The sequence below is a fragment of the Microvirga sp. ACRRW genome (assembly GCF_022346925.1).
Classification (GTDB): Bacteria; Pseudomonadota; Alphaproteobacteria; order Rhizobiales; family Beijerinckiaceae; genus Microvirga.
In genome coordinates, this window is sequence record NZ_JAKRNJ010000006.1 from 94,919 (window position 1) to 118,961 (window position 24,043).

Genomic DNA, 24,043 nt, shown 5'->3' on the forward strand with positions numbered 1-24,043 from the left:
TTGAATTTACTTCACCGCGCCGAGCGCGAGGCCGCGCACCAGATAGCGCTGCAGCCACGCAAAGGCTATGGCGACGGGGATGGTCGCGGCGAATGTCGCTGCCATCACATGATGCCATTCCACGGTATAGCGGCCGGACACGAGCGAGAAAATCTGGATCGGGAGTGTGTAGCTGTCCTGTGAGCGCAGCAGGGTCAGCGCGATGACGAACTCGTTCCAGGCATTGATGAAGGTGAAGATCGCCGTCACTACGATGGCGGGCACGGCGAGCGGCAGAAAGACCTTCACCAGGGTTCGCGCCCGCCCTGCCCCTTCCATCCAGGCAGCCTCCTCGAGATCGAGCGGGATAGTGGCGAAGTAGCTCTGCAGCATCCAGACCGAGAAGGCGATGTTGAAGGCCGCATAGACCACCGTCACCGCATTGATGTTGTCGATCATCCCGAGCGCCACCATCAGGCGGAACAGCCCGACCACAAGAACGATGGGCGACAGCATCTGCGTGACCAGCAGGAATTGCCTGTAGAATTCGCGGCCTTTGAAATCGAACCGCGTCAGGGCATAGGCCGCCGGGATGGAGACGATGAGCGAGCCCAGCGTCGCGAGTACCGACACATAGAGCGAGTTCTTGAGGGCGTTTCCGAAATTCGTGGCCGACCACATGGTCTGGAAGTTTTCCCAGGCGATCCGGGAAGGCCACCAGGTCGGCGTCAGCACCTCGGTACTGGGTTTAAGGGCCGTGATCAGCATGACGGCGAAGGGAAAGATCGCGGCAACCACGATGGGCGACAGGACAAGCCAGCAGATGATGGATCGGCGGAGCTTGGAGGAGTTCATGCCCTTGCTCCTTTCGCCGTGGTGAGCCGCACGTAGATCAGGGTGAAGACGAGCAGAATCCCGAACATCACCAGGGAGACGGCGGAGGCCTCGCCCAGTTTCCCGAGCCGGAAGCCGACCTTGTAGAGATAGGTCACGAGGATGTCGGTGGAATTTGCCGGTCCGCCTTGCGTCATCGCCCAGATGATCGGGAAGGAGTTGAACACGTAGATTGTGTTCAACACGAGCGCGATGTTCAGGAATGGCGCGATGAGCGGCAGGGTGATGTGCCGGAACTGCTCCCACCGCCCTGCCCCTTCGAGGGCCGCCGCCTCATAGAGATCGTCGGGAATGGACGAGAAACCGCCGAGGATGATGGTGACCGTGAAAGGGATGGTGACGAGAATGCCGATGAGGATCTGCATCGGAAACGCCGTGCTCGCCTCGGCAAGCCATTGGACGTTCTGGTCGATGATGCCAAGTTCGAGCAGGGCCGAGTTCAGCATGCCGCTCTCGCCCGAGAGCGCCCAGCGCCACACGATGGCGGTCATGGTGAGAGACACGGCCCAGGGCAGCATGACGATCACGCGCGCCAGATCGCGGCCGTAAAAGTCCTCGTTCAGCACCAGGGCGACTGGCACAGAGCAGATGATGGCCCCGCCGACCACGCCGATGGTCCAGATGCCCGTGCGCCACAGCGAGGCGATGAAGTTCGGGTCGTCGAGCAGCGCCCGGAAATTCGCCATGCCGACGAAGTCGCGCAACTGCCCGAAACGGTTCACGCTGTGGCTCGCGATCTGCGCCAATTCGTTGACGGGCCAGATGACGATGAGAGCTGCCAGCACGAAGCTGGGAAGAACGAGAACGTAGGGCGCAACCACCCGCTTCGAGGTCATTAAGCGTTCCGTTGACTGAGCAAACAGAATGAGGCCGCACCTCGTTGGGCGCGGCCTCTATAATCGTGACTTACTTCTTCAGGATCGAATTGGCCTTGGAAGCAGCCTCCTTCAGCGTCGGCTCTATCTGTCCCTGGCCGAGATAGATCTTCTGCAGCGCCGAGGAGGTCGTATCCGCGATCTCCTCCCAGCCCGCGATCACCGGCGCGAAGCGGGCAGTCGGCAGAAGGCTCGTGAACACCTTGAGATTGGCGTTGTCGGTGAAATACTTGTCCTCGGCCTCGGCCTTGGTCACCGGCAGGAAGCCCTCATCGACCGTGAACTTGATGCGCTGCTTCGGCTGGAACAGGAAGTCGAGGAATTTAAACGCCTCGGCCTTGTTCTTGGAGTTCTGGAACATGATGACGGAGTCGGTCACGCCGTAAGTGCCCTGGTCGCCTCCCGGCCCTTTCGGAATCGCGGCCACGCCATATTGCAGTTTCGGTGCCTCATCCCGGATCTGGTTGGCTAGGAACGGCGCGGTAATCATCATGCCGACCTTGCCCTGCTTGAACAGGTTCTGCACGTCCTCACGGGCATAGGACGTAACACCCGGCTGCGTGGCGCCCTGGTCGATCAGGCGCTTGTAGAGGGACGCGGCATCGATGGCGGCCTTGGAGTCGAGGCCCGACTTGCCGTCCTTCACGATGTCGCCGCCGAAGGACCACATGCCGTAATAGAAATAGACGTCTGTCTCGACTTCCTTGCCCTGAAGGCCGAAGCCGTAGACGCCGTTGCCCAGCGCAGAAATCTTCTTGGCGTAGTCCTCAAGCTCCGCCCAGGTCTTCGGCGGCTCGGAGAGGCCCGCCTTCGCGAACAGGTCCTTGTTGTAGTACATCGCGCGAGCGGAAGCGGCGATGGGCAGACCATATGTCTTGCCGTTCATCACGGAGGGCGTGAGGAAGGTCTCGATGAAGCGCCCCTTGATCTCCGGCGTCATGTGGCTGTCCAGCGGCTCGGCGATGCCCTGCTGCACGAAATCCACTAGCCAGCGCGTGCCGATGATCGACAGATCGGCATTGGCGTTGGCCGAAATGTCGGTAGTTAGCTTCTGGAGCAGGTTGTCCCACGGCACCACCTCGAACTGAATCTTGATGCCTGGATTGGCCGCTTCGAAATCCTTCGCCACCTGCTCGAAATAAGGGCCGGTCTTGGCCGAATATTCCGCGACGGTGACGCGGACGGTGCCCGCCTGGGCGCTGGCCGACAGGGCCATGGCACCGAGGCCTGCGAGCGCAAGTCCCTTGAGGCTGAAGAAGGTGTTCTTATGGAGTGTTTTCACTTGCATGTTCCCTCTGGCTTAAGGGCCGCACACCTTAGAAAGCAGCCCGGCGAGCAGCATTGTTGTGAAGGAAAATTACTTACGCAAGGGAATTTTTGCGTATATTCCTATCACTTATGTTGCCAAACTTCACAAATCGCTCCAACCTGAACGAATACAAGAGTTAGAAGTAGTTCGGAGCAAGTCGTTGGCAAACAGCTTGAAGGGCCAGCTGGCTGTGATCACAGGTGCGGGCGGCGGCATTGGTGTCACGATGGTTCAGCGCTTTCAGGAGGCCGGAGCAAAGGTCATTGCCTGCGATGTCTCGGAAAAGGCTCTCGGATCTTTGGACGTAGCGCATAAGGAATTCTTCGACCTCGGCGATCCTGACGCATGCCGCAAAGCCTGCGAGCGCATTCAATCGTCGGTCGGCCTGCCGGACATCATCGTCAGCAACGCCGGATATACGCGAGCCGAAACGCTCGAACAGGTCGATGACCGTGCATGGAATTTCGAGATCGACGTCAATCTCAACGGCGCACGCAACTTCACCGCACCTTTCCTCGAGCCCATGAAGGCGAGAGGCTCCGGCGTCTTCGTGTTCATCTCGTCCGTGAATGCCCTCGCCCATTTCGGCAATCCGGCCTATGCCGCGGCCAAGGCAGGTCTCGTCGCCTATGCACGCGCCATCGCGACCGAATGCGGCGTTCACGGCATCCGTTCGAACGCGATCTGCCCCGGCTCGGTGCGCACCCATGCCTGGGATCACCGGATCGAGAAGGACCCGCAGATCCTCGAGAAAGTCTCGCGCCTTTATCCGCTCGGCCACATGGTCACGCCCATCGACGTGGCGAATGCCGCCGTCTTTCTCGCTTCGCCCCTGTCGGCAGGCATCACGGGGGTCGCCCTTCCCGTGGATGGCGGCCTCACCGCCGGCAACCTTCCCTTCATCGACGCGATCCGTTGAGAGGAGCCTGCAATGGCCGATCTGCAGCTCGACAATGTCAAGAAGCGCTACGGCGCCCTCGATATTCTTCACGGCATCGATCTTGCTGTTGAAGACGGCGAGTTCGTCGTGCTCGTCGGCCCATCCGGCTGCGGAAAGTCCACGCTCCTGCGCATGATCGCCGGATTGGAGACGGTCTCCGACGGCGAAATCCGTATCGGCGGACGCCGCGCCAACGAGGTGCCACCGCAGAAGCGCAACATCTCGATGGTATTCCAGTCCTACGCGCTGTTCCCGCACATGACGGTGAAGGACAACATCACCTTCGGGCCCCGCATCCGCCGCGAGAACGCGCAGGAGACGGAAGAAAAGCTTCAGCGCGCGGCTTCGATCCTGAATCTCGGTGCCTATCTCGACCGGCGGCCCGGCCAGCTCTCCGGCGGCCAGCGCCAGCGCGTGGCGATGGGGCGCTCCATCGTCCGCAATCCGGATCTCTTCCTGTTCGACGAGCCGCTCTCGAACCTCGATGCGAAACTGCGGGTGCAGATGCGCACAGAGATCAAGGCGCTGCACCACAAGTTCGAGAGCACCATCGTCTATGTGACGCACGACCAGATAGAGGCCATGACCATGGCCGACCGCATCGTCGTCATGAATGGCGGGCGCATCGAGCAGGTCGGCACCCCTCTGGAGCTTTACGACCGCCCGGCCAATCTCTTCGTCGCAGGCTTTCTCGGCTCGCCTGCCATGAGCTTCATCGACGGCACGGTGTCGAAGTCTGGCCCGGCCACTTCCATTCGTCTCCCGGGCGGAGCCACAGTGCCGATTGCGGAGACGTCCGTACCGGATGGGGCTCAGGTCATGCTGGGCATTCGCCCCGAGCATTATCAACTCGACCCTGCTGGGCCGATCCGGCTCACGGTCGATGTCATCGAACCCACGGGCTCGGAAAGCCACATCTACGGGCATGTCGAGGGCTCGGAAGTGCGCGCGGTCTTCCGGGAGCGAATTTCCGTCAGCCCAGGGGAAACGCTTCAATTGTCCGTCGATCCGGCGAAGATCCATCTTTTCGACCCATCGACCGGCATGCGTCTTTAAAGCAGCGGTGAACGTTAACGATCCCGGCTTATTCCTTGGCAACTGGAAATTTAGACCTGACAATGACCAAGATTCACGAACTCGATACTCCCGTCGTTCTGATCGACATCGACCGCGTCGAAGCCAATCTCAAGCGCGCGCAGGATTATGCGGATGCCCACGGCGTGAAGCTGCGCCCCCACATCAAGACGCATAAGCTTCCTCAGCTCGCCAAGCGCCAGATGGAACTCGGCGCCATCGGCATCACCTGCCAGAAGATCGGCGAGGCTGAGGTGATGGCGGATGCCGGGATCACCGACATCTTCCTTCCCTACAACATTCTCGGGGAGCCGAAGCTGAAGCGCCTACTGGCGCTCGCCAAGCGTACCTCCATCAAAGTCATCGCCGACAGTGCCACGACGATTGACGGCTATTCCAAGGCGTTTTCCGGCTCCGGCGTCACCCTTCCCGTTCTCGTGGAATGCGATACGGGCGGCGGGCGCGTCGGCGTGCAGACGCCTGAAGAAGCGCTGACACTCGCCAAGCACATCGCCAGCTCTGAAGGCTTACGGTTTGCAGGCCTGATGACCTATCCCGCGAAAGGCACGGTTGCGAAGGCGAATGCCTGGCTGGAGCGGGCGACCGGCCTGCTGAAAGACGCAGGCCTCTCGCCGGAGATCGTCTCCACGGGTGGCACGCCGGATATCTGGCACAGCGGTGAGAACCGCGCCGCCACGGAATACCGCCCCGGCACCTATATCTATCTCGACCGCTTCCAGGTGCAGGAAGGCGTCGGCAGTTTCGAGGATTGTGCGCTCACCGTGCTTGCAACAATCGTCTCGCGGCCGACCGATAACCGCGCGGTCCTCGACACCGGCTCGAAATCGCTCACCAGCGACACGCTCGGCCTTCAAGGCTTCGGCCGTATCGTCGAGTATCCCGATGCGGCCCTCGTCTCCTTGAGCGAGGAGCATGGCGTAGTCGATCTCACGAACTCGAAGGCAAAGCCGAAAGTCGGCGAGATGGTCCGCATCATTCCCAACCACGTCTGCCCCGTCTCGAACCTTTTCGACGAGGTGACGTTCGTGCGCGGTGACGACGTAGTCGAGACAATCCCGGTCGCCGCCCGCGGCAAGGTGGCCTGAAGCGCTTCTTCTCTGGAGATCCCATCGTGATATCCCATACGCAAAACCCCTTCTCCGAGACCGATCCGGACCGCCGCGCGATCTGGACCATGCTCGTCGAGCGCGACATCGACGCTTTTCTCGCAGCAGATTGGTCGATGGTGGATTCCGATTTCCGCCGTGAAGGATTTCTGGGCTTGCACGCCCACAAGTCGGAACTGCCCGACAGCTGGCGCCTCGATTTCCCGAACCTTGAGACCTATCGCGACGAATGGCTGCGGCAGGCGAAGGCCGCGCAGGCCGTCGAATATGCCGAGCCCGTCCGCGACGCCCTGTTTCGCGCAACCAACATGCGCGACATCGACCTGAGAGGCGATACCGCCGTCTGCCACAAGAAGTTCGACGGCACGATTGCGCTCAAGGACGGCGGCGTCGATGTGTTGAGCTGGCAGACCCTCTATTTCTGCGCCCGCCTCGATGGGCGCTGGAAAATCACGGGCTTCGTCGGCTACATGCCGTTCCCGATGGGCAAAGCCCGGGGCTGATCCGAGGAAAGCGATGACGAAGAACTGGCTGATCAGAAACCCCCGGATCATCGATGGCACCGGAGCCCCCTGGTTCCGGGGCGATGTGCAGGTAATCGACGGGCGGATCGCCCATGTCGGCGCGAACCTGAAAGCGGAAGCGAATGCGACAATCGTCGATGCGCAGGATCGTTATCTCGCGCCCGGTTTCATCGACGCCCATTGCCACGACGACCTGATCTGCCTGCGCGATCCGGATCGGCCTGAGAAGGCTTTGCAGGGCGTCACCACCGTCGTCGTCGGCAATTGCAGCTTCTCGCTCTATCCGGCGCGCGGGCAATCCCGCGAGGATCTGCGCAAGCATTTCTCGGGCCTGCTCGGCCAGACCGCACCGGAGGAAATCTTCGACGACTTCGCGGATTACCGCGAGCGCCTGCACCAAGGCGTTGCGATCAACGTCGTCTCGCTGGTGGGCCATGCGGCTCTGCGCCTCGCGGTCATGGGCTATGAGCGCCGCGCCGCGACAGCGGACGAGATCGCCGCCATGGAGGCCCTTCTCGACAAGCAGCTCGCGCAAGGCGCCATCGGCCTGTCGCTCGGCTTGGTCTATCCTCCCAGCGCCTTCGCTTCTCTCGACGAGATGGTGGCGCTGGCGAGGGTTGTGAAAGCGCATGGACGGCTGATGACCGCGCATGTGCGCAGCTATGAGGACGGGCTTATTCCGTCCATCGAGGAGTTCATCGAAATCCTCCGCCAATCCAATGCCGCAGGCCTCCTGTCGCATCTTCAATCGGCGGGGCGTCCGAACTGGGGGCAGATTCCCCGCGCCATCGAAGTGCTCGAAACGGCGCGGCAGGAAGGGATCGACATCAGCTTCGATATGTATCCCTACCCCGCAGGCAGCACCTATCTCCTGCAGCTTCTGCCGCCCGCCTCCCTCGAAGGCGGCCTCGATCAGCTGAAGAAGCGCCTGCGCGATCCCGAAATCGGCCCGGTGCTGCGCCGCTGGGTGGAAAACGGTGGGCCTGCCTTCCACGGGCAGAGCAAGCTCTCCCTGATCGGTTGGGAGAACGTGCGCATTTCCGGCGTCAACAATCCGGCGCTGAAGACCCTGGAAGGTTTGGACATGCGCCAGGCCGCCGAGCGCGAGCGGATCGAGCCCTACGATCTCCTTATCCGCCTCGTGGAGGAGGACGAAGGACAGACTGGCGTCATTCTCTTCCAGCTCGACGAGAACGACCTGCACGCTGCCTGCTGCCATCGGCTGCACATGGTGGGATCGGACGGACTGCCACGCCCCGGCACGAAGCCGCATCCGCGCGCCTTCGGCACCTTCCCGCGCATCGTCGGCCCCCTACGCCGGGACAAGGGCTGGTTCTCCATCGAGGATGCCGTGCGGCGCATGACGTCGATTGCCGCGCAACGCTTCTCTCTTCAGGATCGCGGATTGGTGAGACCGGATATGATGGCTGATCTCGTGCTCTTCGAGGAAGGTGTGACCGACCGCGCCACCTTCGATGAATCGACCCTCCTACCCTCCGGCATCACCTATGTCTGGGTCAATGGTGAGGCTATCGTCCGCGATGGCGCGCCGACGGGAGCACGCCCTGGCCGCATGCTGCCGCTTTTCGAGTGAGACGGCATTTGCCTCACTCGGCGGCTATCACATACAATTGTGCACCAGTCGCTTGGACGCGGACAGAAGCCGCTCTATTTCCAAAGCCTTCATAGGAATCATTGTTGGCTTTGAACAGAGGGGGCGCCGTTGCAGCGCGTCATCGCATATTTTTCACTCGCATTGATGGGCATCACCACGACCAGTTCCGCATTCGCGACAGACGACACGCGTTTGCAGCACCGGCACTGGATGCAGAAGCTGGAAACGCCGGGCGGCACCCTTTCGGAATCGTTCGACGTGCTCATGCAGCCCGCCGATACACACCTTGCTCCCGCCGGAACGCGACCCCAGCACCGCTCCTGGATCAGGAAGCGAGAAATCCTGGATAGCAGCCCGTCGCTTCCCTTATAGGATCACGCCGCGACAACGGCTGGCTCGCGCACCTGCAGCACGGTCAGCCGCTTCGTCTCGCCATTGCGTGTCGTCCAGTCGATAGACTTTCCGACGGGCAAGCCGATCAGTGCGGTGCCGATGGGAGTGAGGATCGAAATTCGCCCTTTCGCGATATCGGCCTCGTTGGGATAGACGAGGGTCACATTCTGCACGCGCCCCGTCATGTCATCGCGAAATTCGACCTCGCAGCCCATGCAGACCGTGTCGGCAGGGTGTTTGCCTTTGGTCAGGACCCGCGCGCGGTCGATTTCCTCTGCAAGTTCAGCCGCGACTTCCGGCATGCTGTGCGAGGCGGCATCGGCAAGCACGGACAGCTTCTCATGATCCGTCGCCGTGAGCGTGATCGCAGGCTTGCGGTTGGTTGTGCTTTTCTTGGTCATTTCAAATCTCCTTGACAGGATGTTGTACCGATCACGCCGCGCTCGGGCCGGGATCGTCGTTATCGGGCTGGGGCGGTTCATGAGGCTTCTCCGGCACCGGACGGGAGCGCGGAACAAACCGGATCACATTGTCATCGGCCTGCTCCGCATCCTGCGATGCAGGTTTCGGCGAGAGCTCATCTGAAGAATGGTGCATGGAACCGCCTCCTCCGCCTTGGGCATGTTTGTGAGCAAGAGCCGATCTCAGGATCTGCGCCAGAAAAGCGGATGAGAGCGGCGTTCCTTCAGACCGCACGGTCTCCCTCAGCGACTCACGCCTTGAGATTGCCGGATGGATGGGCTTACGCTCCGCCTTGCGGAGTACGAATTCGAGAAATTGTTGAAGCATATCGCTGCTCGGGCGCGTCAGCACCCGGCCTCACAAGATGTCCGATGTTCAGGTATCTTGGAGCGCCCCGAGCTCGGGGCGCGATACGCGCGTTGAGCTCGGGGCTACTTGCCCGCGATGAGGTTACCGGAGCGGTGCAGACCGCGAGGATATGATACGAAGCTCAACATGATGCTTCGATGCTCGTCCAGAACGCTGCTTTTGTCAAATCACCGGCTCGTGACGCGCCGAAAATGAAGAAAAGCCGCAGCAATTTCAGCGGGAAATGCCTGCGGCCACGACCGCGCGGACAATGGGCAAAAGGTCGGGCATCGTGTCGATCAGGCCGTCGGCACCCAGTTCCGCATGCGGCTTGTGGCTGTAGCCGTAAGTCACCGCGAAAGCGCGCAGGCCTGCGGCTTTCGCAGCCTGCACGTCGTGATAATTGTCGCCTACCATCAAAGCCGCCTCCGGCTCGCTTCCGAGGCGCTTCAGCGCCAGATGGACGGGCGCGGGATGCGGCTTGCGTTCGGCAAGGGTATCGCCTCCGACGACAGCATCGAAGAACCTCTGCAGATCGAGTGCTTCGAGAATATCGATGGTCGCCGCGTAAGGCTTGTTGGTCACGACGGCCAATGAGAGCCCGAGGCTTTTCAGGCTCTCCAATGTCTCACGCACGCCGGGATAGGCTTGCGTGTGATGAGACGCGTTGGACTCATAAATCGCCAGGAAGCGCGCAACGAGCGTTGGCAGGCGTGACACGTCTCCGCTCGTGGCGACGATGGCGCGCTCGACCAGCTTCGCTGCCCCATCGCCGACCATGGATTTGGTCTCATCGAGCGTGATCTGTCGCAAGCCCTCCTCTTTCAGGAGAGTGTTCGTCGCGTCCTGAAGATCGCACGCGCTGTCGACGAGAGTCCCGTCGAGATCGAAGATGATCGCTTTCAGAAATGTCATGACTAAACAATCGAAGACAGAGTGTTGGGGCCTTGGGAGAGAACTGTCGCCAGCAGCTTGAGGCCGCGTTCCAGCACGATCTGGCTCTGGGCAGCGCCAAGCGAAACGCGGATCGCATCCGGCGCCGGCCCGACGGCGAAAGCCTCGCTCGGAACGAGAGCAAGTCCCGATTGCCGCGCATGAATGCTGAGTTCGGACTTGCGCCAACGCTCGGGCAAAGTCAGCCAGAGATGATGGCCTTCCGGATGCGCCTGAAACTCAAGTCCCTTCAGCACACGGTGCGCAATCGCCTGTCGCGCAGCGCTTTCCTTCCGGATGGCGGATGTGATGGCATTCATCGTGCCGTCCAGAATCCATTGCGATGCCAGGGCCGACATGAGCGGCGGCATCATGAGAGTCATGGCCCTGATCTCCGCCGCAAGGCGCAAGGTGTCGGGCAGGCCCGGCGTGACCACATAGGCCGTGCGCAGAGCGGGAGTCACACATTTCGACAGGGTGGCGATATGCCAGGTGATCTCGGGGGCAAGCGCCGCGATCGGCTTCGGCGCATGTGTGGGCAGCGCGCCATAGGCGTCGTCCTCGACAATCGCGATACCGTTGCGCCGAGCGACCTCGGCAATCATCTCGCGCCGCTCGTGCGACATGGTCACGGTCGCGGGATTGTGAATGGTCGGAACGCAATAGACCGCTTTCAGCCGCTCGCGCCTGCACAGCTCCTCAAGGGCTTCCGGCACGAGCCCTTCGCCATCCATCGCCGCCGGTATCAGCTTCACCTTGAGTTGGTCGGCAATCGCCTTCAGGCCTGGATAGGTGAGATCGGGAACGCAGATCGCATCGCCTGCTTGCGTCAGAACCCGCACGATGGCGTAGAGCGCCGTCTGAGCTCCTGCGGCTACCACGACGCGGTCAACGGGGATCACGCCCAAGCGCGGCTCCAGCCATTGGGTGGCCGCGATGCGATCCGGCTTCGCGCCGACGCTCTCCTGGTAATGCAGGCACAGAAGGCCTTGAGGCGATGAGAGCACGCCCGCGATTCCATCCTGAATGCGCTCCCGCAACCTCGCCTCCACAGGCTGCGGAGGCATGTTCATGCTCAGATCGACGATGGGAGCCCCGGACGATGGGGCAACCTCCCCCTCCCGAGATTTCCCGCTGACGAAACTCCCCCGCCCCGCATTGGCTTCGATCAATCCCATCCGGCGCGCCTCGTTGAAGGCACGCGTCACAGTGGTGAGGTCTACACCAAGCTCCTTCGCCAGCATGCGTTGCGGCGGCAGGCGGTGCCCTGGCTTGAGACGGCCGGACCGCACATCGGCCAGAAGGGCCTCTGCAATGGCCAGATATTTCGGACCTCGCTCAGCCTCGATCTGCGGCATCCAGGACAACACGTTTCCTTGACCTTCTTGTCTTGTAATTGTATGGATCACTTACGAAATATATCGGGCAATTACAGGCCGCAACTTCGCACAAAGCCCGTCAGAGGCCCTCTTTTCTAGCGAATTTACAAGTTATTGTATGGATCGTCAATCCATACAATTGCACTGAGCCTTTTGGAGGACACGACATGACGGCGACTCCCACGGCAATGGAATCCATCCTCAAATACGGTCTCAAGTGCCGATGCCCGAAATGCGGGAAAGGCCGACTCTTCAACGGTTTCCTCACCCTGGCGCCGCGCTGCGAGGCATGCGGCCTCGATTTCTCCTTCGCCGATCCGGCGGACGGCCCCGCCTTCTTCGTCATGATGACGATGGCCATTCCGGCAACGGCGTTCGGGGTGTGGATCGAAATGGCCTATGAGCCAAGCCTATGGGTGCATCTGCTCACGACGCTGCCGTTCATGCTGCTGAGCTGCATCCCGACGATCCGACCGTTCAAGGGCATGCTGGTGGCGAGCCAATATTTCCACAAGGCAGAGGAAGGCCGCTTCGCCGTTCAGAAGCGCCAGTGACACTCTTCAATAAACCTGACAGCCCGCGCGTCATCTTTCCCTAGGGCCGGCATCTAGTATATTCCTGTGCTCCCTGCCCGATAAGGAGTTTGCTTCCGATGAGCCTTGAATCCGTTCGCGCCTTTTTCTCCCAGAAAGCACCGGACATCGAGATCATCGAGATGAAGACGAGCACGGCGACGGTCACGCAGGCCGCTGAGGCTCATGGCGTCGAGCCGGGTCGGATCGCCAAGACCCTGTCGCTGCGTGTGGGCCAGCGCAGTTTTCTGGTCGTCACCAGAGGCGACGCCCGTCTCGACAATCGCAAGGTGAAGGCGGCTTTCGGCGGAAAGGCCTCGATGCTGGATGCGGAGCAGGTTCACTCGCTGACCGGCCATCCGGTCGGGGGCGTATGCCCCTTCGGGCTCGCAACACCCCTGCCCGTCTATTGCGACATTTCGCTCAAGACCTTCGACGAGGTCGTGCCGGCTGCAGGTTCCATTCATACGGCCGTGCGGATCGACCCGCAGCGGATGGCGGCCCTCGTGGGCGCGGATTGGGTGGATGTCTGCCAGGAGCCTCCGGCGGAGGCGTGAGACGGCTTATTCATCTTTAGGATGATTGCTTGACGTTGCGTAAGATGGTTAATGCGACGTTATGACCGAACCGAACAGACACCCCGGCAATGATGCCCTCGCAAAAGTTTGCGACTTCCTCATGTTGGTCGTCGGCATCGGCTTCCTGAGCCTGGCCTTAAACGTCGTGCACGTGTAAAGGGCGCGCTCTCGCGCCTGTATTTCCTTTGAAATCCACCGATTTTTAACCCGCGCAGGGCACAAAAAAGACGATTGACGGGTTGCGCAAGGCCTCGGCCGCCATTAGCAAAGCCCACACGATTTCGACACCAACCACTTCGGAGGAGCCGGAATGCCCCACGAAGCTTACTGCGTTGCGTATCGCGATAAGCGCTGGTCTGTTCTTCATCGAGGCCGGGATATCGGTGCGTTTTACTTCCGCACCAATGCGCTGAAGTTCGCCGTCACCTCAGCCTATCGAAACGGCGAATCCGCATCTCCTGCGGTCTATATTCTCGACCGGAATGGCGCTCTCTATACCGCCTGGAATTGGAATCGGGACTTCATCAGCGTGGATGTCGACTGAGCCGCCTTGAATGCGGCGTCGTTCACTCGGGTGCGAAAGCTGACCGGAACGATTTCAGCTCCATCCTCTGCGTACGGCCGAGGCTCAAGATCCTCAAGACAGGCGGCATGATCAGGCCAGCCAGCGAGGCGACGACCGCGCAGGTCAGAAAAGCTGCCATAAAAAAGCTCCCTCTTCACTCACCCGGCGATTCCGCCGGTCGCAAGGAAGATTGAAACCTCACGCTTGCCGGAAACTTGCAGGAACGGCTCATTCCGCGGGAAACGCGCCATGCTCAAGCTGAACAATGGCAAGCTCTATCGCCTGATGTGCATTTCAGCCCTGTTTCGCTGTGAATGTGCATTTCAGGGGTTGCGAACCAGCCCATCCGAAGCTAATTGACACAAGCCGTTCAAGGCGTCGGAGCGTAGCGCAGCCCGGTTAGCGCACTAGTCTGGGGGACTAGGGGTCGGAGGTTCAAATCCTCTCGCTCCGACCATTCTTTCAAAGCCTTAGAACGTATCGGCTCCCGGCAGGCCTCCCCCGAAAGCATGCTGTCGCCCCCGTGCCGACGGCTATGTTCAAAATCCGCGAACGATTCCAGCTGGCGATAAGCTGAACCCTTTTCATGGCTTCACTGGCGGCAGGATTAGCCGCAAAGGCGCCTCTGAGATGAACTCTGCCGCCTATCAGGGCAAATGCTTTGCAAGCTGTTCAGAATGGGGCGGGACGATCTTCGCACCGGCGAGCAGAACTATAACGGTCAGCGCTGAATACGGCTTCGGAGGTATGATGATCCGAGCCGATTTCCGAAAACCCTGAGTTTGCAGCAGATCTCTTGCACGCAAGATGCAGTATTGCCGGCACGGAAAATCATTGCCCTTAAGGTTTTCAGCGCGTGGGCCGGCAGCAAACCTGCGGCAGCAAAGCTGTCCTGATCTGTTAAGCCAATGGCTTACTTGGTCAAGCAAGGTCGTCCGGTTCACGTAGGATACTTACCGCGCCTTCGTCTGCCGTGAGAGGCGCAGACGATGCGTATCCCGAACGGTTCGCCTGCTTCATCCTGCCTTGAAATTGGGTCGGCACCGCTAGCCCGACATTGGCCGTGAGAAGCCAAGCCCGTCCGGATTCCAGCAATGATCATTGAGAGGAGACCGCCATGAAATCACCGATACTGGCCGTCGCGCTCCCGTTGGCGCTTCTGTCCGCCGGCCCGGCTCTCGCCCAGAGCATGTGCGTCATCGCGGGCGATCCGGCCATCATGGGAGCGAACATGAGCGCTGCCTTCGATGTCCAGGCCGGGCAAGGATGCATGTCAGACATTCGTCCCCAAGGCACGCTCAGCAGCTCGGAAATCAGCCAGCGGCCGCAGCACGGCACCCTCAAGATGGTCGACAAGGATACGTGGACCTATGAGCCCGCTCCGGGCTACAAGGGCTCCGACAGCTTCGCGATCACGGCGCAAGGGCAGAGCATCGATCAGAAGCCTGGCACCTCCGTGCTCAGCTACAGAGTCAACGTCCGATAACAGCAGGCGGGCCAGGGTCCGGGGCTTCCCCGGACCTCTCTTACCGCCTGCTAGCGCCCGAGCGCCGCACGGGCTGCCGCGAGGGCCTGTTCACAAGAGGCCGCGTTCCCCGCCTGGTCCGCTTCACGTGCCTGGGCAAGAGCCGCGAGAATCTGCGTGTAATCGGAACCTTCGCCAAGGCGCCCCTCGGCACGGGCAATCGAGCCGGGAGTTGGCTGATGGTGCTCGGTGGCAGCACTGCTTTCATCTCCCATGCGCCCGGTTCCCGCAGTGGTGTCGATGCGGGCATCGACCTCCGCCTGGAGCCGGTCGATCTCGGGGCCGCAAGGCTCCGCCCTAGCGATGCTTGGCATCAGAAGCGCCATCCCCAGCAACAGGACGGTGATCAGAAATCTGGTCGGCTCGAACATGAGACAGCCTCTTCGCAACAATCGGCCATTCAACAGCATCGCTCACAGTAGATCTTCGCCGCCGACCTGCTTGATCGAACCGGACAGCGGATTGACAGTCTTGGACAATCGCTGGGCTTGTCTTTCGCCATGCGCAATTCTCGCGATGTCATGAGCCTTCCGCGCAGACATGAAAAGGCCCGCCCCACGTGTGGTGGAACGGGCTAGTCGCAGAGGAGTCTCGGGAGGAGCTTGTCCTAAACTATCGACCTTCCCTCTTGTTGCAGGCATGCGTCATTTCGGCCCCGAATTTCATCAGCTGGGATCAGGAAGCCGCAACGATGTCGCTCACGAGAAGGCATCGTGCGCGCTATGGAACAATATCTTTGCCAAGGCCCATCAATTGGCGCTGGCTGAGCGATTACCCAGCGATGGCGTCACATTGCTCTGGCTTGTCTTGACGCGCTGCAGGGTTGCGATGATGGCATCCTCGAAGCGGTCGGCGAGTGCACGGCGAATGTGCACTTGATCGATGAACAGATCGGCGTTCTTGAACTCGGGGCGGTCATCCCACCAATCGACAAGCATCGCTCCTGGGCGCCTTGCCGCGAGATCGTAAAAACGTTTCCTGCATGCCTGATAGGATGCGTGCCGAGGCGTTTTGGGGGCGGGCTGCATGGCAGAGAACACCGGCGGCATCGCCAGGACCAGGACCGTCTCGGCAGGCAGGGACTTCAGCTGAGCTTCCAGGGCATCCGCGCCGGGAAACGGCTCTACCGTGTTGCCATGCTGGTCATTGGCCTTGGCGAAGAGCACTTCCTTTTTCCGCACCGGGTTTCTCATAAGCGGTTCGTACATGGGCTCATAATCCCAGAACCCATCTTCGCCGGTGACCTTGGTGCTCCGGCTTGTCTGGAAGCTCCGGGCAACCTGCTCGAGACTGCTGAGGCGAACGAGCCCTTGCAGATATTCCAGTGTCGACCGGCTGTAGAGCCAGAATGGAAACGGTTTCTCGGTCGGCAGCTTCGGATCGCGCGTGCACCAGGTCCCACGATCAATGGTCATCACGATGGCATCGGTCTTGCCGGGATGGTGCCGGACGAACCAGTCGAGCATCGTCAACTGACCGCGAACCGGGGCCGCGGGCATCGAGAGCTGCGCGAACGGGATTCCCGTCTGCTCGATCAACCTGGCGGGCCTGATTAGGGCAATCGTGGAATTTCCGATGATGGCTCCGGTGAACTTGGGATTGCGTCCGACGCTCGCCGTCGCATCGCCGGGCCGCTGCCCCTTGAGCCACGGTTCCCGCGCCAAGGGAGAGCGGCCGGTGTCATAAGGATCGATGAGATAAAGCGCGGCAACGACGAGGGCGAAGAGGCCAATCGTCAGCCCTGTGCTCCACACAGCAAATCGGCGCCATACGTGATCTGGTTGTTCGCTCACCATGGTGCGCCCGCCTAGAACTGGAAGTAGATGAATTCGTAATTGACCGCGTCTCCGATCTGCAGGAGCACGGCTGCGCCAATGGCGGCAAAGCCCACCGCAATCCAGCGCCGAGGAGGCAAATACTGAATCGCGAGCCAGGTGGTTGGGCCAAGGCATGCGACAGCAGCCGCGATGGCGATGCTCCTCCATCTGAAATGCTCGCCGAGCGTCGTGATGCCGAAGAGGCCTTCGAAAATGTTCTGCGCAGCCTCGAAGCTCGTCGCGCGGAAGAACACCCAGGTCAACGCCACGAACAGGAACGTCAGCGCCCAGCCTGCCGGTTTCGGCATGGACAATTCGGCCTTGCGCCAGAGCACGCCGACGCCGAGCGCCAGCCCATGCGCGAGACCCCAGACGATGAACGTCAGGCCTGCGCCATGCCAGAGCCCGCCCAATGTCATCGTCGCGACGAGCGCTGCGAGCTGAATGCTCAACCCATTCCGGCTGCCGCCGAGCGGGATGTAGAGATAGTCACGCAAAAAGCGGGAGAGCGTCATGTGCCAGCGCCGCCAGAATTCCTGCAGCGAGGTTGACGCATAGGGCTTGTCGAAATTCGGCGGCAGCACGATTCCGAGCATCAACGCCATGCCGAGCGCCATGTCGGTGTAGCCGGAGAAATCGAAATAGATCTGGAACGTGAAGCCGAGCGTCGCCTGCCATGCCTCGAAGAACGAAATCGCCTTGCCCGCTGCGGCACTGGCGAAAACCGGATCCACATAAGCAGCGAGAGGATCGCTGATGAAGACCTTCTTCACGAGACCCAGCGTGAGCAGCATGAGGCCGCGCGCAAAACGCTGCGCGGCGTCCGGACGCTGATAGGGGCGCTCATCGAACTGGTGCATGATCTCGCTCCACCGCACGAGCGGGCCCGCGAGAACCTGGGGGAAGAATGCGATGTAGAGACCGTACCGGACGAGGTCGTAGCGAGGCGCCCTGCCCGCCTTCAGGTCCGTAAGGTACATGATGTGGTGGAAAGTGAAGAACGAGATGCCAAGCGGCAGCGCGAGATCCCACTTCGCAATTCCCGCCCCCGGGATAAGATTGATGAGATCGGCGAAGAAGTTGAAATACTTGAAGAGCCCGAGCAGCGCGAGATTCACGACAATGGCTGCCGGGATCAGAAATTGGCTGCGGCTTTTCAGAAAGGCCTGAGCGACAAGCCAATTGACGATGATCGAGCCTGCCAGCAGCGGCACGAAGCGCACATCCCAGTATCCGTAAAAGATAATGGACAGGATCAGCAGCAACGGCAGGCGGATGGACGGCCAGAACCGCTCCGCGAGCCAGTGCAGGATCAGTGCCGTGGGAAGAAACGCCAGCAGGAAAGCGAACGAATTAAACAGCATTATGCGACATTGTTATTGTTGTACTGTCGTTGCCCGTCAGCAGGACAGGACGATACTTCACCCTTCCATGCTTTTCACCCTGCCAACAGAGCCCGTCAAGCAAGCCGGAAGGCTGTAAAAGCAATTCATCCCCGCTGAGGGAATTTTGTCACGGGTAACAATGCGCCGATGTTTAGCCAGCAGCCTTGAACAGGCAGCCGGCAATGTGCGCCTTACTGTCGGGCACGAGAGATACGCACAGAGATCATGGGAGAAAATGGTGGGCGGTGAGGGGATCGAACCCCCGACCTGCGGTGTGTAAAACCGATGCTCTACCAGCTGAGCTAACCGCCCTACTCGCGTGACCTTCGGAATCTGCCGAAGGAAGCGTGCGTATATCAGATGCTGCGGATGTTTCCAGCCCCGATGCGTCTGACATAAAAAGAGAAGGCCAACAACGCAAGCGGTGTTGGCCTTCTATTCAATGCGAATGCTGCTGAAAAGCGCTTACTTCGCGTTGACGGCGTCCTTCAGGCCCGCGCCGGCGCGGAACTTCGGGGTCTTCGAAGCCGGAACCTTCACCTTCTCGCCGGTGCGCGGGTTGCGGGCTTCACCGGCAGCGCGGTTGGTGACCACGAACGTGCCGAAGCCGACGATCTTCACTTCGTCGCCCTTCTTCAGAGCGCCGGTGATCGCCTCGATGGCGGCGTCAACCGCCTCGCCAGCCTGGCCACGGGAAAGGCCGACCTTGTCGGCAACGGCAGCAACGAGCTCGCCTTTGTTCATTTCTATATCCTCCAATGATCACGGTGATGAGAATTATGTATCACCGTTTCAGGAAGCATTCGTGTGGCGTAAAGCTTGTCCGTAAGCAAGCCCCAAAGCACTGGAAACAAGCCATTTTATGCCGTTTCACACTAAAAAAGCCCTCGGATTTCACATCCGAGGGCCTATTTATTCCTAAGAAGGCGTCAACCGCTTAGTGAGCAACGACTCCAGCCGAGTCGTCCTCGACGGCGGGCTTGGGTCCCTTGAGAACCGAAGCCTCGTCCCATTCGATGGGCTCGGGCATGCGTACGAGGGCGTGCTGGAGCACCTGATCCATGGTGGAGACCGGCACGATTTCGAGACCGTTCTTCACGCTCGCCGGGATGTCGACCAGATCCTTGGCGTTCTCCTCAGGGATCAAGACCTTCTTGATGCCGCCGCGAAGGGCCGCCAGGAGCTTCTCCTTCAACCCGCCGATGGGCAGCACCCTGCCCCGCAGCGTGACCTCGCCCGTCATGGCGATATCGCGGCGAACCGGGATCCCCGTGATGACGGAGACGATGGCGGTTGCCATGGCGATACCGGCCGACGGACCATCCTTGGGCGTAGCACCCTCCGGCACGTGCACGTGGATGTCGCGGCGGTCGAACAGCGGCGGCTCGACGCCGAAGGCAACCGCACGGGAGCGGACATAGGACGCCGCAGCCGAAATCGATTCCTTCATCACGTCACGCAGGTTGCCCGTGACGGTCATCTTGCCCTTGCCCGGCATGGCGATGCCTTCGATGGTGAGCAGCTCGCCGCCCACCTCGGTCCAGGCAAGACCGGTGACCGTGCCGACCGAATCCTCCGTCTCGGCTTCGCCGTAGCGATAGCGCGGGGGACCGAGGAATTCGGGCAGGTTGTCCGTGGTGACTTCGACCGACGGCACCTTGGAGATGAGGATCTCCTTCACCGCTTTGCGCATGAGGTTGTTGATCTCGCGCTCCAGGTTACGCACGCCTGCCTCGCGGGTGTAGCGGCGGACCAGCATGAGGAGAGCCTCATCGTTGATCTTCCACTCCTTCTCCTGCAGGCCATGCTTCTGCATGGACGACGGGATCAGGTGCGTGCGGGCAATCTCGGCCTTCTCTTCCTCGGTGTAACCCGCGATGCGGATCACTTCCATACGGTCGAGAAGCGGACCGGGAATGTTGAGCGTATTCGCCGTCGTCACGAACATCACGTTGGAGAGATCGTAGTCGACCTCCAGGTAATGATCGTTGAACGTGTTGTTCTGCTCAGGGTCGAGAACCTCCAGCAGAGCCGCCGACGGATCGCCGCGGAAGTCCATGCCCATCTTGTCGATCTCGTCGAGCAGGATGAGCGGGTTCGACGTCTTGGCCTTGCGCATCGACTGAATGATCTTGCCGGGCATCGAGCCGATATAGGTGCGGCGGTGACCGCGGATCTCGGACTCGTCGCGAACGCCGCCGAGCGACATGCGCACGAACTCGCGACCGGTCGCCTTGGCAATCGACTTGCCGAGCGAGGTCTTACCGACGCCGGGAGGACCGACGAGGCAGAGGATCGGGCCCGTGAGCTTGTTGGCGCGCTGCTGCACGGCAAGATACTCGACGATGCGTTCCTTGACCTTGTCGAGACCGTAGTGATCTGAATCGAGCAGATCCTGCGCGGCCTTGAGGTCTTTCTTCATCTTCGAGCGGCGGCCCCACGGAATGCCGAGCAGCCAGTCGAGATAGTTGCGCACGACGGTCGCTTCCGCAGACATGGGCGACATCTGGCGCAGCTTCTTCAGCTCGCCGAGAGCCTTTTCGCGGGCTTCCTTCGTGAACTTGGTCTTTTCGATCTTCTCTTCGAGCTCGGCCAACTCGTCGCGACCTTCGTCGTCGCCAAGTTCCTTCTGGATCGCCTTCATCTGCTCGTTGAGATAATACTCACGCTGCGTCTTCTCCATCTGACGCTTCACGCGGGTACGAATGCGCTTCTCGACCTGCAGAACGGAGATTTCGCTCTCCATCATGCCGAGCACCTTCTCGAGGCGCTGCGCAACGGTCGGCGTCTCAAGGATCGCCTGCTTGTCGGCAATCTTGATCGCAAGATGCGAAGCAATCGTGTCGGCGAGCTTTGCAGGCTCGTCGATCTGGGTCACGGCGGAAACGACTTCCGGCGAGACCTTCTTGTTGAGCTTCACGTAGTTTTCGAATTCGGCCACCACCGAGCGGGCAAGCGCCTCGGCCTCGATCTGGTCGCCAAGCGAGTCCGGAAGCGCCTCGGCTTCGGCCTCGTAATATTCGTCCGTGCGGGTGTAGTTCTTCACCTCGGCGCGGCTTGCGCCTTCGACCAGCACCTTCACCGTGCCGTCGGGCAGCTTCAGAAGCTGCAGCACGTTGGCTAGCGTGCCGACCTTGTAGATCGCTTCGGCGGCCGGATCATCGTCCGTCGCATCGATCTGCGTTGCCAGCAGGATGTGACGGTCGTTCTTCACCACCTCCTCAAGCGCGCGGATCGACTTTTCGCGGCCGACGAAGAGCGGCACGATCATGTGCGGGAAGACGACGATATCGCGCAGAGGCAGAACCGCATAGGTTCCGGTCGAGCCCGGGATGACAGGCTGACGAGGCTTCGACTGTGTCATGAGACAACATCCTTATGTCTGCGTCCGGGAGGCCCCTTGAATAAGCTGGTTCTCGGACGGAATACCGGAATGCTCAGGCTTTTTTTATGGGCTGCATCCGGTACGCGGCGCCGTCCCTCGGGGGATGAGCGGACAACCACCGCGCAAGAAATTATGTGGCGTTGCGGAGCCCTTGTTTCAAGAACCGTGTCCGCAACGCCCCCAATCATCAAGATCACCAAATCGTCTTAGGCGCTGGCGCTCGCAGTCTGCTCGCTGCGGTCGCCATGGATGAAGAGCGGCTTGGCCTTGCCTTCCACCACCTCGGGGCCGATGACCACCTGCTCGACGGAATCGAGGCCGGGCAGGTCGTACATGGTCTCCAGGAGGATGCCCTCCATGATGGAGCGCAGGCCGCGGGCGCCGGTCTTCCGCTCGATCGCCTTCTTGGCGATGAGGGTCAGGGCCTCGTCCTGGAACGTCAGAGAGACGTTCTCCATCTCGAAGAGACGCTGGTACTGCTTGACCAGGGCGTTCTTCGGCTCCTGAAGAATGGTCTTCAGAGCATCGACGTCGAGGTCTTCCAGCGTCGCCAGAACCGGCAGACGGCCGACGAATTCGGGGATGAGGCCGAATTTCAGCAGATCCTCGGGCTCGACTTCGCGGAAGATCTCACCTGTCCGGCGGTCGTCAGGCGAGCTGACAGAGGCGCCGAAACCGATGGACGTGCCCTTGCCGCGACCGGCAATGATGCGCTCGAGGCCGGCGAAGGCGCCGCCGCAAATGAACAGGATGTTGGTCGTGTCCACCTGCAGGAATTCCTGCTGCGGGTGCTTGCGGCCGCCCTGCGGAGGCACGGAGGCGACGGTGCCTTCCATGATCTTCAGGAGAGCCTGCTGTACGCCCTCGCCCGATACGTCGCGCGTGATGGACGGGTTGTCGGACTTGCGGGAGATCTTGTCGATCTCGTCGATATAGACGATGCCGCGCTGCGCCCGCTCGACATTATAGTCGGAGGCCTGGAGCAGCTTGAGAATGATGTTCTCGACGTCCTCGCCCACATAACCGGCTTCGGTCAGGGTCGTGGCGTCGGCCATGGTGAAGGGCACGTCCAGGATGCGGGCGAGCGTCTGCGCGAGCAGCGTCTTACCCGAGCCGGTCGGACCGATCAGCAGGATGTTGGACTTCGCCAATTCCACATCGTTGTGCTTCGTGGCGTGGGCGAGGCGCTTGTAGTGGTTGTGGACCGCCACCGAGAGCACCTTCTTGGCGTGCTCTTGGCCGATCACGTAATCATCCAGAACGCGGCTGATTTCCTTCGGGGTGGGCACGCCATCCCGGGACTTCACGAGGGAGGATTTCGATTCCTCGCGGATGATGTCCATGCAGAGCTCGACGCATTCATCGCAGATGAAAACCGTCGGGCCAGCGATCAGCTTGCGAACCTCGTGCTGGCTCTTGCCGCAGAACGAGCAGTACAGCGTGCTCTTGGAGTCGTTGCCGCCAGCCTTGGTCATTATCACATCTCCAATTCGTGCCGGGACGGCCCTGTGCCGGCCCCGCACCCTTAAACTTTATGAGTGCCGGGCCTAATGAAAGGTTCCGACACCAACAATTTACCAGGCCAAATCGCCCCGGCCCCCGAATCCACATGCAATCACGGCGCAGGCGCCTGATCAATAGAAACGGGGTTACCGGTTAAAAAGACGCACCTGGGGCGAATTTTTCCCCAGGTTTTAGGGATTAGGCCGGGGCAGCCGCCGGCTCAGGACGCTTCTCGATCACCTGATCGATGAGGCCGAACTCCCGTGCGGCTTCCGCCGTCATGAAGTTGTCGCGCTCAAGAGCCCGCTCGATCTCTTCATAGCTGCGGCCCGTATGGCCCACATAGATCTCGTTGAGGCGGCGCTTGAGGGCCTCGCTCTCGCGGGCGTGGATCATGATGTCCGTGACCTGACCCTGGTAACCGCCGGAGGGCTGGTGAACCATGATTCGGGCGTTCGGGAGTGCAAAGCGCATGCCCTTCTCGCCTGCGGTCAGGAGAAGCGAGCCCATCGAGGCCGCCTGGCCGACGCAGAGGGTCGAAACCGGGCAGCGGATGAACTGCATCGTGTCGTAGATCGACAGGCCCGAGGTCACGACGCCGCCGGGAGAGTTGATGTAGAAGGAGATTTCCTTCTTCGGGTTCTCGGCCTCGAGGAACAGAAGCTGCGCCACGATGAGCGAAGCCGAATAATCTTCGACCGGACCCGTCAGGAAGATAATCCGCTCGCGCAGAAGGCGCGAGTAGATGTCGAAGGCGCGCTCACCGCGGTTCGACTGCTCGACCACCATGGGAACGAGCGTGTTGTTATAGAGCGCTACCGGATCTCTCATTGTCTCACTGCTCCAAAGCGGCCGCGCGAA

The 24,043-nt window shown here is 60.8% G+C and carries 25 protein-coding genes and 2 tRNA genes; 11 read left to right on the forward strand and 16 right to left on the reverse strand.

From position 1 onward, the window contains the following. Nucleotides 1-6 precede the first annotated feature (6 nt). The 3 genes from MHY87_RS14730 to MHY87_RS14740 form a co-directional block, all read right to left on the reverse strand. A complete protein-coding gene (locus MHY87_RS14730) occupies nt 7-834 on the reverse strand; it encodes a carbohydrate ABC transporter permease (RefSeq protein WP_239352947.1) in 828 nt (275 codons plus the stop codon). Next, a complete protein-coding gene (locus MHY87_RS14735; protein WP_239352950.1) occupies nt 831-1,709 on the reverse strand; it encodes a carbohydrate ABC transporter permease in 879 nt (292 codons plus the stop codon). Before MHY87_RS14735 ends, MHY87_RS14730 begins: the two co-directional genes overlap by 4 nt. Nucleotides 1,710-1,779: 70 nt before the next feature. Beyond that, the gene (locus tag MHY87_RS14740; protein WP_239353285.1) at nt 1,780-2,964 is read right to left on the reverse strand and encodes a sugar ABC transporter substrate-binding protein; all 1,185 of its coding nucleotides are present in this window, start codon (nt 2,962-2,964) and stop codon (nt 1,780-1,782) included. A 253-nt stretch (nt 2,965-3,217) separates the two neighbouring features. Between MHY87_RS14740 and MHY87_RS14745 the strand changes: the two genes are divergently transcribed. From MHY87_RS14745 to MHY87_RS14770, 6 genes are all read left to right on the forward strand, one after another. Continuing rightward, entirely contained in the window at nt 3,218-3,976 is a 759-nt protein-coding gene (locus MHY87_RS14745; protein ID WP_255726629.1) for an SDR family oxidoreductase, read from the forward strand. Nucleotides 3,977-3,988: 12 nt separating this feature from the next. After that, nucleotides 3,989-5,053 (forward strand): ABC transporter ATP-binding protein, encoded by a 1,065-nt coding sequence (locus tag MHY87_RS14750; RefSeq protein WP_239352952.1) that lies wholly within the window; start codon nt 3,989-3,991, stop codon nt 5,051-5,053. A 62-nt stretch (nt 5,054-5,115) separates the two neighbouring features. Then, entirely contained in the window at nt 5,116-6,177 is a 1,062-nt protein-coding gene (locus tag MHY87_RS14755) for a D-TA family PLP-dependent enzyme (protein WP_239352963.1), read from the forward strand. Nucleotides 6,178-6,206: 29 nt separating this feature from the next. Further along, nucleotides 6,207-6,701 (forward strand): hypothetical protein, encoded by a 495-nt coding sequence (locus tag MHY87_RS14760; protein WP_239353296.1) that lies wholly within the window; start codon nt 6,207-6,209, stop codon nt 6,699-6,701. Between the two features lie 13 nt (nt 6,702-6,714). Further along, nucleotides 6,715-8,316: an amidohydrolase family protein gene (locus MHY87_RS14765; RefSeq protein ID WP_239352965.1), complete on the forward strand. Its 1,602-nt coding sequence runs from the start codon at nt 6,715-6,717 to the stop codon at nt 8,314-8,316. 129 nt (nt 8,317-8,445) lie between these two features. Beyond that, a complete protein-coding gene (locus tag MHY87_RS14770) occupies nt 8,446-8,709 on the forward strand; it encodes a hypothetical protein (protein WP_239352967.1) in 264 nt (87 codons plus the stop codon). Nucleotides 8,710-8,711: 2 nt separating this feature from the next. On the opposite strand, the gene rnk is transcribed toward MHY87_RS14770, so the two are convergent. The 4 genes from rnk to MHY87_RS14790 all read right to left on the reverse strand — a co-directional run bounded on the left by rnk (nt 8,712) and on the right by MHY87_RS14790 (nt 11,831). After that, nucleotides 8,712-9,131 carry a nucleoside diphosphate kinase regulator gene (gene rnk / locus MHY87_RS14775; protein WP_239352970.1) on the reverse strand — a complete coding sequence of 140 codons (420 nt, stop codon included), beginning with the start codon at nt 9,129-9,131 and terminating at the stop codon, nt 8,712-8,714. A 31-nt stretch (nt 9,132-9,162) separates the two neighbouring features. Beyond that, a complete protein-coding gene (locus tag MHY87_RS14780) occupies nt 9,163-9,327 on the reverse strand; it encodes a hypothetical protein (protein WP_239352973.1) in 165 nt (54 codons plus the stop codon). A 447-nt stretch (nt 9,328-9,774) separates the two neighbouring features. Beyond that, on the reverse strand, nt 9,775-10,455 hold the full coding sequence (gene gph, locus MHY87_RS14785; RefSeq protein ID WP_239352975.1) for a phosphoglycolate phosphatase: 681 nt from the start codon (nt 10,453-10,455) through the stop codon (nt 9,775-9,777). Nucleotides 10,456-10,457: 2 nt separating this feature from the next. Further along, complete coding sequence (locus MHY87_RS14790; protein WP_239353298.1) at nt 10,458-11,831, reverse strand: PLP-dependent aminotransferase family protein; 1,374 nt, start codon at nt 11,829-11,831, stop codon at nt 10,458-10,460. Between the two features lie 188 nt (nt 11,832-12,019). Here MHY87_RS14790 and MHY87_RS14795 point away from each other — a divergent pair, with 188 nt between their 5' ends. The 3 genes from MHY87_RS14795 (at nt 12,020) to MHY87_RS14805 (ending at nt 13,546) form a co-directional block, all read left to right on the forward strand. Beyond that, nucleotides 12,020-12,406: a DUF983 domain-containing protein gene (locus MHY87_RS14795; protein WP_239352986.1), complete on the forward strand. Its 387-nt coding sequence runs from the start codon at nt 12,020-12,022 to the stop codon at nt 12,404-12,406. 98 nt (nt 12,407-12,504) lie between these two features. Beyond that, nucleotides 12,505-12,981, forward strand: a complete 477-nt coding sequence (locus MHY87_RS14800) for a YbaK/EbsC family protein (RefSeq protein WP_239352989.1) — start codon at nt 12,505-12,507, stop codon at nt 12,979-12,981. A 331-nt stretch (nt 12,982-13,312) separates the two neighbouring features. Then, a complete protein-coding gene (locus MHY87_RS14805; protein WP_239352992.1) occupies nt 13,313-13,546 on the forward strand; it encodes a hypothetical protein in 234 nt (77 codons plus the stop codon). 22 nt (nt 13,547-13,568) lie between these two features. Here the strand turns inward: MHY87_RS14805 and MHY87_RS14810 are convergent, their stop codons facing one another. After that, nucleotides 13,569-13,706 carry a hypothetical protein gene (locus MHY87_RS14810; RefSeq protein WP_239352994.1) on the reverse strand — a complete coding sequence of 46 codons (138 nt, stop codon included), beginning with the start codon at nt 13,704-13,706 and terminating at the stop codon, nt 13,569-13,571. A 240-nt stretch (nt 13,707-13,946) separates the two neighbouring features. On the opposite strand from MHY87_RS14810, the gene MHY87_RS14815 reads away from it, so the two are divergent. After that, a tRNA-Pro gene (locus tag MHY87_RS14815) sits at nt 13,947-14,024 on the forward strand. A gap of 660 nt (nt 14,025-14,684) precedes the next feature. Next, nucleotides 14,685-15,053 (forward strand): Ig-like domain-containing protein, encoded by a 369-nt coding sequence (locus MHY87_RS14820; RefSeq protein WP_239352997.1) that lies wholly within the window; start codon nt 14,685-14,687, stop codon nt 15,051-15,053. A gap of 50 nt (nt 15,054-15,103) precedes the next feature. Here MHY87_RS14820 and MHY87_RS14825 read toward each other — a convergent pair whose 3' ends face one another. The 8 genes from MHY87_RS14825 to MHY87_RS14860 all read right to left on the reverse strand — a co-directional run bounded on the left by MHY87_RS14825 (nt 15,104) and on the right by MHY87_RS14860 (nt 24,013). Then, the gene (locus MHY87_RS14825; RefSeq protein ID WP_239352999.1) at nt 15,104-15,463 is read right to left on the reverse strand and encodes a hypothetical protein; all 360 of its coding nucleotides are present in this window, start codon (nt 15,461-15,463) and stop codon (nt 15,104-15,106) included. Between the two features lie 378 nt (nt 15,464-15,841). Beyond that, entirely contained in the window at nt 15,842-16,888 is a 1,047-nt protein-coding gene (locus tag MHY87_RS14830; RefSeq protein ID WP_239353001.1) for a hypothetical protein, read from the reverse strand. 11 nt (nt 16,889-16,899) lie between these two features. After that, nucleotides 16,900-18,273, reverse strand: coding sequence for an MBOAT family protein (locus tag MHY87_RS14835; protein WP_239353004.1), 1,374 nt, complete (start codon nt 18,271-18,273; stop codon nt 16,900-16,902). A 257-nt stretch (nt 18,274-18,530) separates the two neighbouring features. Beyond that, nucleotides 18,531-18,606, reverse strand: a tRNA-Val gene (locus tag MHY87_RS14840). A gap of 153 nt (nt 18,607-18,759) precedes the next feature. Beyond that, a complete protein-coding gene (locus MHY87_RS14845) occupies nt 18,760-19,038 on the reverse strand; it encodes an HU family DNA-binding protein (RefSeq protein ID WP_099508052.1) in 279 nt (92 codons plus the stop codon). Between the two features lie 193 nt (nt 19,039-19,231). Continuing rightward, complete coding sequence (gene lon / locus MHY87_RS14850) at nt 19,232-21,658, reverse strand: endopeptidase La (protein ID WP_239353007.1); 2,427 nt, start codon at nt 21,656-21,658, stop codon at nt 19,232-19,234. Between the two features lie 227 nt (nt 21,659-21,885). Then, nucleotides 21,886-23,154: an ATP-dependent Clp protease ATP-binding subunit ClpX gene (gene clpX / locus MHY87_RS14855; RefSeq protein WP_091134484.1), complete on the reverse strand. Its 1,269-nt coding sequence runs from the start codon at nt 23,152-23,154 to the stop codon at nt 21,886-21,888. Between the two features lie 226 nt (nt 23,155-23,380). Then, nucleotides 23,381-24,013, reverse strand: a complete 633-nt coding sequence (locus MHY87_RS14860; RefSeq protein ID WP_239353010.1) for an ATP-dependent Clp protease proteolytic subunit — start codon at nt 24,011-24,013, stop codon at nt 23,381-23,383. Nucleotides 24,014-24,043: the final 30 nt, after the last annotated feature.